Source organism: Kitasatospora sp. NPDC002227, from assembly GCF_040296285.1.
Lineage (GTDB): Bacteria > Actinomycetota > Actinomycetes > Streptomycetales > Streptomycetaceae > Kitasatospora.
The window spans coordinates 20,851-34,390 of the sequence record NZ_JBEOWY010000010.1 but is presented as its reverse complement, the minus strand read 5'-3'; the positions used below and the strand labels follow the sequence as shown (position 1 = coordinate 34,390).

The following is a 13,540-nucleotide window of genomic DNA, read 5'->3' as shown; positions in this document are numbered from 1 at the left end:
GGTCAGCGCAGGACGCCCCGGACGGCCTCGGGGTCGGTGGGGGCGAGCGGGGTGGCGGCGGTGGCGGTTCGGGCCGTCAGGGAAGGCGGCGGGGTGATGTAGGCGGGAGTGGGCTCGGCCTCGGGGGCGCAGGTCTTGGCGATCCGGCCGGTGCCCTTGGGGAGGCTGCCGTCGCGGAGGTAGGCGGTGAAGGTGTCGTCCAGGCAGGCGTTGCCGTGGAACAGGATCTCGTGGAAGCTGCCGCCGGTCTGGACGACGAGCTTGGAGCCGGGAAGGGCGTCGTGCATGGCCAGCCCGCCTTCGTACGGGGTGGCCGGGTCCTCGGTGGCCTGGAAGAGCAGGACCGGCGGCAGGCCCTTGCCGGTGATGGGCAGGCGGCCGGCCGGGTTGCCCTGGTAGGGCCAGAACATGCAGGCGGCGTTGTACCACATGTTGTTGTAGGTGTAGAAGGGCGCGACCGCGTTGACCTTGGCCTGGTCCTTCTTCCAGAACTCCCAGTCCCGCGGCCAGGCGTTCTCGGTGCACTGCGCCGCGTTGTACGCGGGGAACGCGCCGTCGTCCGAGCCGGGCGCGGCATAGCGGTTGTAGGCGATGTTCAGCGGACGGGTGTCGTGCTGGGTGAGGTAGGCCGAGAGCACGGTGGCCATCCGCGGCCAGCGCAGGAAGTTGTAGCCGCCGGCGTAGAAGGTGTCCTCGAACTCGGCCGGGCCGATCTTGCCGGGGGCGGGTGAGGCGTCCACCGGGCTGGTCCGCAGGGCGGCCTCCACCTGGTAGTAGGCCTTCTCGATGCCGGCCGGGTCGGTGCCCAGGTGGTAGACCGCGTCGGCCTTGGCCGTCCAGGCCGCGAAGGCGTCGAATCGGCGCTGGTGCTCCTTGTCCTGCAGGACGTTGTGGTCGTACCAGCTGATGGTCGGGCCGACGATGCTGTCGAGCACCATCCGCCGCACGTGCGAGGGGAAGAGCTGCCCGTAGGTGGAGCCCAGCGAGGTGCCCCAGGAGCCGCCGTAGAAGTTGATCTTCGGGGCGCCGAGCGCCCGCCGGATCGAGTCCATGTCGCGTGCGTTGTCGACGGTGGTCATGTGCGGCAGCAGCCAGGACCAGTCGGCCGCGCAGTCGGCGGCGTAGCCGGCCGCCTTCGCCAGCCAGGCCCTCGAAGTGCCCTGGCTCACCTGGTAGTCGGGGCGCTCGGCGTCGAAGTAGTGGGCGTCGCAGACGACATGGGGCTCGCTGCCGTTGGTGCCGCGCGGGTCGAAGCCGATCCAGTCGTAGGTGGAGGCGACGTCCTTGGGGAGTTGGCCCGAGATGTAGGCCGGCATCCAGAGTCCGGAGTCCCCGGGGCCACCGGGGTTGAGCAGGATCGGGCCCTGCTGCCTGCTCTTCGGCGAGGTGGCCGGGAGCCGGTTCAGCTTGATCTTGATCTTCCGGCCGTGCGGGTGGGCGTAGTCCACCGGCACCTCGAGCATCGCGCACTGCAGCGCGGGGGTGGCGGTGTCGTTGCAGGAGCTCCAGACGAGCCTGCCCTGGCCGCTGTCCTCGGGGGCGGCGGTGTCGGAGGCGGCGTTGGCGGACGCGCCGGTCAGGGCGGCGACGGCCATGGCGGCCGAGAGCAGGGCGATGACTTTTCTCATGGGCAGCATGATGTGATATGTGCAATGGTACAGCTACCCGGTTGACCTGACGTTATCAAGCTGTGACAGCAAGGGAGTTGGGGGCAGCCGGTGAAGGGCCGCCCCTGGCTCACTGTCAGTCCTGGCTGTAGCAGGTGGCCTTGGCGTGCCCGTCCTCCATCTCCCGGGTGTCCGTCGGGTAGATCAGGCCCAGGGGATTGATGCCGGCGGGGGTCGCCTGCCGGCAGGCCTCCGCGGCGCCGGTCTCGGGGCTCAGGCTGTCCTTGGGGAGCAGCGGGGTCGCGTACACCCGGCCCTCGTGGTGGTCGGCGCACGGCACCAGCAGCACCCGGCTGATGGCACCGGTCGGCGTCCGGTCCAGCACCTTGAAGCAGTCCCCGGTCTTCAGGTCGTGGACGCTGTCCACCTGGGCGTGCGAGACCCCGCCGGCGCTGTCCCGCGACACCCCCGGGTCGGCGACATCGGTGAGGCCGATCAGGACCAGCGTCCAGAACACCGCGCCCACCAGGCCGACGATCGCCGCCCCCTTGCCGCGCTGCCCGCTGCGCCGCACCTGCACCAGGGCGACCACCGCGAAGACCGCCGCCAACGGCGCGAGCGCCAGCAGCCCGCAGACCCGGGCCCAGCTCGCGAACCGGTTCGTCCCCATCGGCGGCCCGGCCGCGTACCGCGTGGCCGTCTCCGGTCTGTCCGCCGTGTCCTGCTGGGTCATCTGCTCTCCCGTCGGTCCGTGTTGGTGTGCGGCGCAGAGGCTAGCGGATGCATGCGAGGTAAACCGCTGGCGGGTGGGTGGTTGGCGTGCATACGGTGGCGCGGTTCGATGATCAGACAGGGGAGTGGGGCAGTGGAGTACGGCGGCTGGGCGGACGAGCGCTTCGGGGCGGTCGCGGACGTGTTCGGGGCGAACTTCGCGGAGTTCGGGGAGCTCGGGGCGGCGGTCGGTGTGTACGTCGACGGGCGGCAGGTGGTGGACCTGTGGGGCGGCGTCGCCGACGGGCGGAGCGGGCGGCCGTGGCAGCGGGAGACGGTGGTGCCGGTGTTCTCCTGCGCCAAGGGGATCGTCTCGCTCTGCGTCCATCTGCTCGCCCAGACCGGCGAGCTCGACCTGGACGCACCGGTGGCCCGGTACTGGCCGGAGTTCGGGCAGGGCGGCAAGGAGGAGATCACCGCCCGGATGGTGCTCGGCCATCGGGCCGGGCTGCCCGCGCTGGACGCGAAGCTCGGCTTCGCGGAGATCACGGCCTGGGAGCCGGTGATCCGCGCGATCGAGGGGCAGCGGCCGCTCTGGCGGCCGGGTACGGACTTCGAGTACCACGGGCACGTCTTCGGCTTCCTGCTCGGTGAGTTGGTGCGGCGGATCACCGGCCGCCGGCCCGGCGCGTACTTCCGCGAGACGGTCGCCGAGCGCTTCGGCCTACGGGCCTGGCTGGGCCTGCCGGAGAGCGAACTGCCCACGCTGGCCCGGCTGACGGCCGCCGAGGGCCGCCCGGCGCTCGACCCCGAGCTGCTGATCGTCCGCACCGTCACCATGAACGGCGCCCTGGTCTTCCCCGGCCTCGACGAGCCGCACGGCTGGAACGACCCGGCCCTGCTCACCGCCGAACTCCCCGGCGCCGGGGCCGTCGCCTCCGCGAGCGCCCTGGCCGGCCTGTACGCCGCCGCCGCGACCGGCATCGACGGCTCGCCCCGCCTGCTCGCCCCGCAGACCGTGACCGACGCCCTGGGCGAGCTCTCCGCCGGCCCCTCCTGGTCCGGCTTCCCGGATCTCGGCGCCCGCTGGGGCTCCGGCTACCTGCTGGCCTCCGACCGCTTCCGCCCGATGCTCGGCGCCCGCAGCTTCGGCAACGACGGCGCGGGCGGCCAGTTCGCCTTCGGCGACGACGAGTTCGGCGTCGGCTTCGGCTACGTCGCGAACCGGATGATCGGCCACGGCGACGCCCGCGCCGACCGCCTGGTGGCGGCGGTCCGCGACTGCCTGTAGACGCGGCCCGGCTGCTTGAGACGCTGGGACAAGAAGTCGAGACCATAGGCCATTCATCGTCTCGGCCGGTCTTCCTAACGTAGTGGTCGTCAAGGAGAGCGACCGAGAAGAGGAAGTCCCATGCGAGTTGTGACGCAGAAGCGGTTCGGCGGCCCCGAGGTGCTTGAGGTCGCCGAGGCGGCGAAGCCCGTCCCGGGGGTGGGCGAGGTGCTGGTGCGGGTGAAGGCGAGCGGGCTCAACCCGGTGGATGCGGCGGTGCGTTCGGGCTTCCTCCCGCTGTTGGGGGAGGCGCCGTTCACGCTCGGGTGGGACGTCTCCGGGGTGGTCGAGGCGGTCGGTCCGGGGGCCGGCTTCGCGGTGGGGGAGGAGGTGTTCGGGATGCCGAACTTCCCCCGGGCCGCCGGCGGGTACGCCGAGTACGTGGCCGCCCCGGCGGGTGAGTTGGTGCGCAAGCCGGCCGGGCTCGACCACCCGGAGGCGGCGGCGCTGCCGCTGGCCGGCCTGACCGCCTGGCAGAGCCTGGTCGGCGCGGCGAGGGTGGCGGAGGGCCAGCGGGTGCTGATCCACCGCGCGGCCGGCGGCGTCGGCCACCTCGCGGTGCAGATCGCCAAGGCGCGCGGCGCGTACGTGATCGCTCTGGCGAGCGCGGCCAAGCACGCGTACCTGCGCGGCCTCGGCGCGGACGAGGTGATCGACTACCGGGAGACCGACTTCACCGAGGTGCTGAGCGGTCTGGACGTGGTGCTCGACTCCGCCTCGCAGGGCGACCGCTCGCTCCAGGTGCTGCGCGAGGGCGGAGTGCTGGTCAGCATCATGCAGCACCACGACCAGGAGTTGGCCGCCCGGGTCCGCGCCGCGGGGCGGCGGTTCGAGGGCGTCTCGGTGGTGCCGGACGCCGCCGGGCTGGCCGAGCTCGCCGCCCTGGTCGAGGCCGGGCGGCTGCGGCCGACGGTGGCCGAGGCACTGCCGCTGGCCGAGGTGGCCAAGGCGCACGGGCTGTTGGACGGCGGCCGCACCCAGGGCAAGATCGTCCTGACGGTCTGAGCCGGGAACGCAAGGGGGCGGCAGTGGACATCCTCACCGAGGTGCTGGCGTCGATGCGGACCTCCCGCCCGGCCGCCGTGCGGACCGACGGCCGGGCGCCCTGGGGCCTGCGGCTGCCCGCGGTGGCTGGGGTCGGGTTCCACGTCGTCCTGCACGGGAGCTGCTGGCTGCTCGAGCCCGAGGCCGCGTGGGAGCCGCTGCTCCTGCGCGAGGGCGACGTGGTCTTCCTCCGGGACGGCCACGGCCACGTCCTGGCGGACGACCCGGCCACACCGCCCACCGAGCCGGGCGAGGCGGCGGTCGCGATGAGCGAACGGCGGAGCGCCGGCGGCGGGGCGGGGGTCACCGAGTTCCGCGAGGGCTCGCCGATCGGCACCCTGACCGTCGGCGGGGACGGTGCGCCGACCCGGCTGCTCTGCGGCGCGTACCACCTCGACCAGGGGCGGCCGCACCCGCTGGTCCGCCAGCTCCCCGAGGTCGTCCACCTGGAGACCGGCACCGGCCGCCACCCCGAGCTGACGGCGGCCGTCCAACTGCTGCGCACCGAGCTGGACGGGCCCCGGCTCGGCTCGGACGGGATCGTGCCCGCGCTGGTCGACTCGCTCCTCCTCTACGTCCTGCGCGCCTGGCTCGACGGTGAACCGAGCCACACCCTGGCCGGCTGGGCGGCGGCCCTGCGGGACCCGCTGATCGCCCCGGCCCTCGCCGCGATCCACCAGGCCCCGGCCAGCCCCTGGACGGTCGAGGCCCTCGCCACCCGGGCCGGCACCTCCCGGGCCACCTTCGCCCGCCGCTTCACCGCCCTGGTGGGCGAGCCCCCACTCGCCTACCTCACCCGCTGGCGGATGACCACCGCCGCAGACCTGCTCCGCGACCCCGCCCTGCCCCTCGCCACCGTCGCGGCCCGGACCGGCTACGGCTCGGAGTACGCGTTCAACAAGGCCTTCAAGCGCGAGTTCGGCCTCCCACCCGGTGGCTACCGCCGACAGCTGGCCGCAGCCTAGCCCGGGGTGCACCACCGGGCAGTGCAACTGAGCCACCGCGCGCCGGTACGGCGAGGTGCGTGGCGGGCCGCGCAGTTCCTCGCGCCCCCGAGCGGCTGGGGCGACCGGCCGTCAGCCGGATCGGCGCGGGAGCGCGACTGCGGCGTAGCAGCCGGCCAGGACGACCAGGAGGCCGGAGACCGCGAAGACGGTGTCGACCGGGCCGAAGTGCAGGCCGGCCAGTTCGCCGTGGAATCCCGCCAGGCCGGTGGCGGCCAGCCAGCCGGCCGCCGCCACCGACACCATCCCGGCCAGCTGGCTGGCGGGGTTGAAGACGGCGATCACCCGGCCCAGGTACTCCGACGGGGTCGAGCCGAGGATCAAGGGGCTGACGGCGGTGTTCAGGACGGCCGCCGGGACGGCCGCGAGGGTCAGCAGCAGGACACCGGTCAGCAGGCTGCTCTGCCGGGAGTAGCCGAACACCAGCACGCCGGTGAGGACGAGCCCGAGCCAGACCGCGCTGCGGGCCCCGACCAGGCCGACGGCCCGTCCGGCCAGCAGTGCCCCGAGGATCGACCCGGCGCCGAAGGCCATCGAGATGAAGCCGTACTCGCCGCTCGTGGCGTGGAGCTGCCCGGTGACGAAGAAGACGTTGAGGGTGTTGACGGCGCCCATCCCGATCTGGGTGATCACGGAGACGGCCAGCAGGACGACCAGCAGCCGGTGCCCGGCGTAGAACCGCAGGCCTGAGCCGAGCTCCCGCCACACCCGGGGCGCGGCCCCGGCGGACGCCTCGGAGGCCGGCACCCGTACCGACCGGATCGCGAGGTAGGAGAAGAGGTACGACAGCGCGTTGAGCGCCATCGCCCACTGCACGCCCACCGTGAACAGCAGCGGCGCCGCCAGCGGCGGCCCGATGATCGAGGCGGCGCCGGTGGTGGCCTGCCCGATGCCGGCGGCCCGGGCGCGGTCCGCCTCGCCCGCCACGACGGCGCCCACGGTGGCGAACCGGGCCGGGGCGAAGAACTGCCCGGCCGCGTTGAGCGCGAACACCGCCAGGTAGATCCCGGCCAGCCGGAGCCCGACCGGGAGGCCGTGGGCGAGCGAGAAGAGCAGCAGCGCCGCGACCAGCCCGCCCCGCACCAGCTCGGACCTGAGCATGGTCCGCTTCCGGTTCCAGCGGTCGACGAACACCCCGGCGAGCGGGCCGACCAGCAGCACGGCGGCCCCGACCGAGAGCAGCACCCCGCTCACCGCGACCGGCGCCCAGGGCTTGCCCCGGGCCACCTCGGTCGCGACCCAGAGGGTGAGCGTGGTGTCGAAGACGTAGTCGCCGACGGTGGACACGGCCTGGCCGGTCCACAACCGGGTGAAGTCACGGTTGATCAGGTGAAAGCGTGATGACGGCAAGATCCCCCCCTGGAAAGCCGCGGGGAAGCATAACCGGGTTGTCTGCGAACGGGAACGGTCTCGTTGGGTGAAACCCGCCGTCTCCGGTGGCGAACGGTTGAGCGGTTCGGCGAGGTGGCAGGGACACTGGCCGGGTGACCTCGCAACTCTTCGCCCCCGATGTCCAGCAGACGCTGGACCTGGTCGGCATCTTCGTCTTCGCCCTGTCCGGCGGCCTGATGGCCGTGCGCAAGAACATGGACATCTTCGGCATCTGCGTGCTCGCCGAGGCGACGGCGCTCGGCGGCGGGGTGATGCGGGACCTGGTCATCGGGGCGACGCCGGTGGTGGCGTTCACGAACATGGGGTACTTCACGACCCCGCTGGTGGCGGGGCTGGTGGTCTTCTTCCTGCACCCCGAGGTGGAGCGGATCAACCGCGCGGTGCAGACGCTGGACGCGATGGGTCTCGGGCTGTTCTGCGTGACCGGCACGGCCAAGGCGCACGACTACGGTCTGGGCTCCACCGCCTCGGTGGCCTGCGGCATGCTCACCGCCGCGGGCGGCGGCGTGATCCGCGACGTGCTGGCCCACGAGAGCCCCTCGCTGCTGCGCTGGGACCGGGAGATCTACGCCGTGCCCGCGCTGGTCGGCGCCGCCGTGGTCGCGGTGCTGATCGGCTACGGGCACCTGGACGCCTGGACGGGCTCGGCCGCCGCGGCCTGCGCCTTCGTGCTGCGGATGTGCGCGCTCAGGTTCGGCTGGCGCGCACCGCGTGCTTGGCACCGCAACGGTTCTCGCACCAGCGAGGAGTAGGCGAGCCGCCGTACGCCAGCGAGATCGCCTCGACCGTGCAGAGCAGCTCCGGCACCAGCCGGCTCAGCTCGGCGATCGGGGCCAGCTGCACGGGGGCGGAGATCGAGCAGGCGGCGATCGCGGTGCCGTCGGTGCCGACGATCGGGGCGGCCAGACAGTTGACGGAGTCCTGGTACTCGGCCTGGTCGGCGGCCCAGCCGTGCCGCTTCACGCCCGCCAGCTCGGCCCGGAACTGCTCGGCCGAGCGGATCGAGTTGCGGGTCCGCGCGGGGAAGTCCTGCCCGGCCAGAAAGGCCGTCAGCTGATCCTCCGGCAGGTCGGCGAGCAGCACCTTGCCCACCGCCGTGGCCACGGCCGGGACGCGGCGCCCGATCCTGCCCACCGGATCCGGCCAGGAGCCCGGCCGGTCGGGGTAGCGCCCGTCCACCTTGTCCAGGTAGAGCACCTCGCCGTCCTCGAGCACGGCCAGCTGCACCGCGTAGCCGTACCGCTCGTTCAGCGAGGCCAGGTACGGCGCGGCCACCTGGCGGACGTCGATGCCCTCCAGCCCCTGCTGGGCCAGCGAGAGCAGCCGCCCGCCCAGCTGGTACCGGTGGTCCGGGCGGCGCTGGACGAATCCGTGCTCCTGCATCGTGCGCAGCAGCCGCAGCGCGGTGGACTTGTGCACCCCGACACTGGCGGCGGCCTGCTCCAGCGAGGCCGGTCCGTCGCCCAGCGAGGCGAGGATCGTCAGTGCCCGGTCGACCGACTGCGACATCCCACCCACTCCGCTCGTGCCAGGGGGCAGGAGGTTAACGGCGCCTGACGGCAAGGGCAATGGCCGAATTGTGACCGGGCCCGACCTGACCGGTCGTGGGGCCTACACTTAGAGCCGCCATGCCATATCTGGATCACGCCGCCACCACCCCGATGCTGCCCGAGGCCATCGCCGCCATGAGCGCGCACCTCGGGGTCGTGGGCAATGCCTCCTCGCTGCACGCCGCCGGCCGCCGGGCGCGCAGGGTGGTGGAGGAAGCCCGGGAGTCCCTGGCCGCCTCGCTCGGCGCCCGCCCCAGCGAGATCGTGCTCACCGCCGGGGGCACCGAATCCGACAACCTCGCCGTCAAGGGCCTGTACTGGGCCCGCCGGGACGCCGATCCGGCCCGCCGCCGGGTGCTGTGCAGCCCGGTCGAGCACCACGCGGTGCTCGACGCGGTGCACTGGCTGGCCGAGCACGAGGGCGCCGAGGTCGAGTACCTGCCGGTCGACTCCTACGGCCGGGTGCACCCCGAGGCGCTGCGGGCCGCCGTCGAGCGCGACCCTTCGAATGTCGCGCTGATCACCGTGATGTGGGCCAACAACGAGATCGGCACCCTGCAGCCGATCACCGAACTCTCGGCCATCGCCAAGGAGTTCGGCATCCCGATGCACGCGGACGCGGTGCAGGCGCTGGGCCAGGTGGAGGTCTCCTTCGCCGAGTCCGGCCTCGACGCGCTGACCGTCACCGGGCACAAGATCGGCGGCCCGTACGGGGTCGGCGCGCTGCTGCTCGCGCGCAGCGCGGCGCCGGTGCCGCTGCTGCACGGCGGCGGCCAGGAGCGGGACGTCCGCTCCGGCACGCTGGACGTGCCGGCCGCCGTGGGGTTCGCGGCGGCGGCCGAGCTGGCGGTGGCGCGGCGGGCCGCGCACGCGGCCGAGCTCTCCGTACTGCGGGACGAGCTGGTGGGCGAGGTGCTCGCGGCCGTGCCGGACGCCGTGCTGAACGGTGACCCGGCGGGGGCCGGGCGGCTGCCCGCCAACGCGCACTTCTCGTTCCCGGGCTGCGAGGGGGACGCGCTGCTGATGCTGCTCGACGCCCAGGGCATCGAGTGCAGCACCGGCTCCGCCTGCTCGGCCGGGGTGCCGCAGCCCAGCCACGTCCTGCTCGCGACGGGCGCCGACCCCCTGCTGGCCCGCGCCTCGCTGCGCTTCTCCCTCGGCCACACCTCCACCCGCGACGACGTCACGGCCCTGGCCGCCGCCATCGGCCCCGCCGTCCAGCGCGCCCGCAACGCGGGCCTGGCGGCTGCCGCCCGACGCTGAGGCTGCACTCCCAGGGGCGCGGGGAACTGCGCTGCCAACCATGCACGGCCTGAGGCCTACCGCTTCGCGCAGTTCCTCGCGCCCCTGAAGACAGGTAGTGCAACTGGCTCCGGCTGGGAGGGCTGGGCGCTGTCGTAGGCTTGTCGGCATCATGAGTGACTTCCCCGGTGCCCCCACCGCCCCCAGCAACGGCCGGCTGCGAGTGCTGGCGGCGATGTCCGGTGGGGTGGACTCCGCTGTTGCCGCCGCGCGGGCCGCAGCGGCCGGGCACGAGGTGACCGGTGTGCACCTCGCCCTGTCGTCCAACCCGCAGTCCTTCCGGACCGGCGCCCGCGGCTGCTGCACGATCGAGGACTCCCGCGACGCCCGCCGCGCCGCCGACGTGATCGGCATCCCGTTCTACGTCTGGGACCTCGCCGAGCGCTTCCGCGAGGACGTGATCGACGACTTCGTCGCCGAGTACGCGGCCGGCCGCACCCCCAACCCCTGCCTGCGCTGCAACGAGAAGATCAAGTTCGCGGCGCTGCTGGACAAGGCGATCGCGCTCGGCTTCGACGCCGTCTGCACCGGCCACTACGCCCGCATCGTCGACCGCCCCACCGGCGAGCGCGAGCTGCACCGCGCCGTCGACAGCGCCAAGGACCAGTCCTACGTGCTCGGCGTGCTCGACGCCGACCAGCTCGCGCACTCGCTCTTCCCCCTCGGTGACACCACCAAGGAGGAGATCCGTGCGGAGGCCGAGCGCCGCGGCCTCGCGGTGGCGAAGAAGCCGGACAGCCACGACATCTGCTTCATCGCGGACGGCGACACCCAGGGTTTCCTGGCCAAGCACCTCGGCACCGCCACCGGCGACATCGTCGACGTGGACGGCACCAAGCTCGGCGAGCACGAGGGTGCGTACGGCTTCACCATCGGCCAGCGCAAGGGCCTGCGGATCGGCCGCCCGGCGGCGGACGGCAAGCCCCGGTACGTGCTGGACATCTCGCCGGTGAACAACACCGTCACCGTCGGCCCGGTGGAGGGCCTGGACGTCACGGCGCTCACCGCGATCCGCCCGCGCTGGTGCGGCACGGCCCCGGCGGCCGAGGGCCGGTACACCGCGCAGCTGCGGGCGCACGGCGAGGAGGTGCCGGTCACGGCGGCCTGCCACGACGGCGAGCTGCAGGTCCGGCTGGACACCCCGGCCCGGGGGATCGCGCCCGGCCAGGCCGTGGTCCTCTACGACGGCACCAGGGTGGTCGGCTCGGCCACCATCGCGAGCACGGAGCGGCGCGCCCTCACCGGCTGAAATCGGCGTCCGGCCGGGCCGGGGCGCGTGATACACCTGGGGGCACCATGAATATCACCGTCTTCTGTTCCGCGTACTCACTGGACGACCGCTACACGGCCCCGGCGGCGGAGTTCGCCCGCCTGCTCGGGGAGCGTGGCCACACCCTGGTCTGGGGCGGCTCGCACGCCGGGCTGATGGGGCTGCTGGCCGACGGCGTGAAGGAGGCCGGCGGGCGGCTGGTCGGCATCTCGGTCGAGCTGCTCGCGCACAAGACGTACGAGGGCGCCGACGAGCTGGTGATGACCCGTGACCTGGCCGAGCGCAAGGCGCAGCTGCTGATGCGGGCCGACGCCGTCGTGGTGCTGGTCGGCGGCCTCGGCACGCTGGACGAGGTGACGGAGGTGCTCGAGCTCAAGAAGCACGCCCTGCACGACAAGCCGGTGGTCGTCCTCGACACCGAGGGCTTCTACGCCGGGCTGCGCACCCAGCTGGAGCGGATGGACGCCGAGGGCTTCCTGCCCCGCCCGCTCGCCGAGCTGATCACCTTCGCGGCCACCCCCGCCGAGGCCCTCGACCAGCTGCGGGAGAACTGAGATGGGTACCCACCTGATCACCGGCGCCGGCTCCGGCATCGGCGAGGCCGTCGCCGAGAAGCTGCACGAGCGCGGCGAGGACGTCTGGCTGGTCGCCCGCAACGCCGGGCGGGCCGCCGCGCTGCGCCACCGCTTCCCCCGCGCCCGGACGCTGATCGGCGACCTCGCGGACCCGGCCAAGCTCTCCTGGGCGTTCGGCCAGCAGCAGATGCCGGTCGAGGTCGACTCGCTGCTGCACATCGCCGGGGTGGTCCAGCTCGGCGAGATCGGCGACCTCGGCGTGAAGACCTGGCAGGAGCAGCTGAACGTCAACCTGCTGGCCCCCGCCGAGCTGACCAGGCTGATGCTCCCGTCCATCCGCCTGGTCAAGGGCCACGTGCTCTTCGTGAACTCCGGCGCCGGCCTGCGGGCCAATGCCCAGTGGGGCCCGTACGCGGCGAGCAAGTTCGGCCTGCGCGCGCTCGCCGACTCGCTGCGCGAGGAGGAGCACACCAACGGCGTCCGCGTCACCACCGTCTACCCGGGCCGCACGGCCACCCCGATGCAGGTCAAGGTGCACCAGCAGGAGGGCAAGGAGTACGAGCCGGAGCGCTGGATCGACCCGGCCTCGGTGGCCACCTCGATCCTCACCGCCCTCGACCTCCCGAGGGACGCCGAGATCACCGAGATCACCGTCCGCCCCGGCCGCTGACCGGCCGCGCACCACGGCGGCCCGCCCGGGCCCACTAGGCTCGGGCGGGTGAGCACTGACTTCCCCTTCCCCGAGTTGGCCGGAGCCGCGACCGGCGTCGGCTCGCTGCCCGGTACCGACGCGCGGGAGGCCGCGAGGACCGCGGTCGGCGCGCTGGAATTCCTGCCGCACCTGCCGGAGCTGCCCGCCCGCGGGCCCGGGGCGGACATGATCGGCCGGGGCCTCGGGCTGCTGGTCGAGCTGTTCGGGCACGTGGAGCCCAGCGGCTGGCGGTTCTCCGACCGCCCGGGCCGGGACACCCGGCGTGCCCACTCCTGGCTCGGCGAGGACCTGGACGCGCTGGAGGAGTTCACCCAGGAGTACCAGGGCCCGCTCAAGGTGCAGGCCGTCGGCCCGTGGACGCTGGCCGCCTCGGTCGAGCTCAGGAACGGCGAACGGGCCGTCAAGGACCTGGGCGCCTGCCGCTCGATCGCCGAGTCCCTGACGGAGGGTCTGCGCCGGCACCTGGCCGACGTGCAGCGCCGCGTCCCCGGCGCGCGGCTGGTGCTGCAGCTGGACGAGCCCTCGCTGCCGGCCGTGCTGGCCGGCTCGCTGAAGAGCGCCAGCGGCTTCTCCCGGCTGCGCGCGGTCGACCGCCAGCTGGTCGAGGAGACCCTGCGCGGGGTGATCAACGGCGCGGCGACGCCGACGGTGGTGCACTGCTGCGCCCCCGGCACCCCGATCCCGCTGCTGCGCCGCGCGGGCGTGGCCGGCGTCTCGGTGGACTTCTCCCTCCTCACCGAGCGTGACGACGACGACCTGGGCGAGGCGGTCGAGGCGGGCACCCGGATCCTGGCCGGTGTGGTGCCCTCCACGGACTCAGCCGCTTCTCAATCGAATGCGGTGTCCGACCCTGCCGGTAGTGTCCAGGGTGTCAGGACGTTGTGGCGCAGGTTGGGGCTCTCCCCGGAGCTGCTGGGCCGCCGCGTGCTGGTGACGCCGACGTGCGGTCTGGCGGGGGCGAGCCCCGCGTACGCGCGCCGGGCCCTGTCACTCAGCGCGCAGGCGGCCCGGAGTCTGGTGGACAACCCGGAGTAGTGGAGGAC

Annotated in this window: 13 protein-coding genes; 9 read left to right on the top strand and 4 right to left on the bottom strand. The window is 73.4% G+C overall.

From position 1 onward, the window contains the following. Positions 1-2: 2 nt before the first annotated feature. Positions 3-1,628: an alpha/beta hydrolase gene (locus ABT095_RS11625; protein ID WP_350529156.1), complete on the bottom strand. Its 1,626-nt coding sequence runs from the start codon at positions 1,626-1,628 to the stop codon at positions 3-5. Between the two features lie 115 nt (positions 1,629-1,743). After that, positions 1,744-2,340, bottom strand: coding sequence for a hypothetical protein (locus tag ABT095_RS11620; protein ID WP_350529155.1), 597 nt, complete (start codon positions 2,338-2,340; stop codon positions 1,744-1,746). 132 nt (positions 2,341-2,472) lie between these two features. Here ABT095_RS11620 and ABT095_RS11615 point away from each other — a divergent pair, with 132 nt between their 5' ends. The 3 genes from ABT095_RS11615 to ABT095_RS11605 all read left to right on the top strand — a co-directional run bounded on the left by ABT095_RS11615 (position 2,473) and on the right by ABT095_RS11605 (position 5,657). Next, on the top strand, positions 2,473-3,609 hold the full coding sequence (locus tag ABT095_RS11615; protein ID WP_350529154.1) for a serine hydrolase domain-containing protein: 1,137 nt from the start codon (positions 2,473-2,475) through the stop codon (positions 3,607-3,609). 120 nt (positions 3,610-3,729) lie between these two features. Beyond that, entirely contained in the window at positions 3,730-4,653 is a 924-nt protein-coding gene (locus tag ABT095_RS11610; protein ID WP_350529153.1) for an NADP-dependent oxidoreductase, read from the top strand. 23 nt (positions 4,654-4,676) lie between these two features. After that, complete coding sequence (locus tag ABT095_RS11605) at positions 4,677-5,657, top strand: AraC family transcriptional regulator (RefSeq protein ID WP_350529152.1); 981 nt, start codon at positions 4,677-4,679, stop codon at positions 5,655-5,657. A gap of 111 nt (positions 5,658-5,768) precedes the next feature. On the opposite strand, the gene ABT095_RS11600 is transcribed toward ABT095_RS11605, so the two are convergent. Continuing rightward, positions 5,769-7,046 carry an MFS transporter gene (locus ABT095_RS11600; protein WP_350529151.1) on the bottom strand — a complete coding sequence of 426 codons (1,278 nt, stop codon included), beginning with the start codon at positions 7,044-7,046 and terminating at the stop codon, positions 5,769-5,771. A gap of 134 nt (positions 7,047-7,180) precedes the next feature. On the opposite strand from ABT095_RS11600, the gene ABT095_RS11595 reads away from it, so the two are divergent. Further along, a complete protein-coding gene (locus tag ABT095_RS11595; protein WP_350529150.1) occupies positions 7,181-7,840 on the top strand; it encodes a trimeric intracellular cation channel family protein in 660 nt (219 codons plus the stop codon). Here the strand turns inward: ABT095_RS11595 and ABT095_RS11590 are convergent. Further along, entirely contained in the window at positions 7,776-8,597 is an 822-nt protein-coding gene (locus tag ABT095_RS11590) for an IclR family transcriptional regulator (protein WP_350529149.1), read from the bottom strand. The two genes, ABT095_RS11595 and ABT095_RS11590, sit on opposite strands and share 65 nt — an antisense overlap. A 119-nt stretch (positions 8,598-8,716) precedes the next feature. Between ABT095_RS11590 and ABT095_RS11585 the strand changes: the two genes are divergently transcribed. From ABT095_RS11585 to ABT095_RS11565, 5 genes are all read left to right on the top strand, one after another. Beyond that, complete coding sequence (locus tag ABT095_RS11585) at positions 8,717-9,901, top strand: cysteine desulfurase family protein (protein ID WP_350529148.1); 1,185 nt, start codon at positions 8,717-8,719, stop codon at positions 9,899-9,901. 151 nt (positions 9,902-10,052) lie between these two features. Next, entirely contained in the window at positions 10,053-11,189 is a 1,137-nt protein-coding gene (gene mnmA, locus ABT095_RS11580) for a tRNA 2-thiouridine(34) synthase MnmA (protein ID WP_350529147.1), read from the top strand. A 47-nt stretch (positions 11,190-11,236) separates the two neighbouring features. Further along, positions 11,237-11,764 carry an LOG family protein gene (locus ABT095_RS11575; RefSeq protein ID WP_350529146.1) on the top strand — a complete coding sequence of 176 codons (528 nt, stop codon included), beginning with the start codon at positions 11,237-11,239 and terminating at the stop codon, positions 11,762-11,764. A gap of 1 nt (position 11,765) precedes the next feature. After that, on the top strand, positions 11,766-12,455 hold the full coding sequence (locus ABT095_RS11570) for an SDR family oxidoreductase (RefSeq protein WP_350529145.1): 690 nt from the start codon (positions 11,766-11,768) through the stop codon (positions 12,453-12,455). Between the two features lie 48 nt (positions 12,456-12,503). Continuing rightward, positions 12,504-13,532: a methionine synthase gene (locus tag ABT095_RS11565; protein WP_350529144.1), complete on the top strand. Its 1,029-nt coding sequence runs from the start codon at positions 12,504-12,506 to the stop codon at positions 13,530-13,532. Positions 13,533-13,540 lie beyond the last annotated feature (8 nt).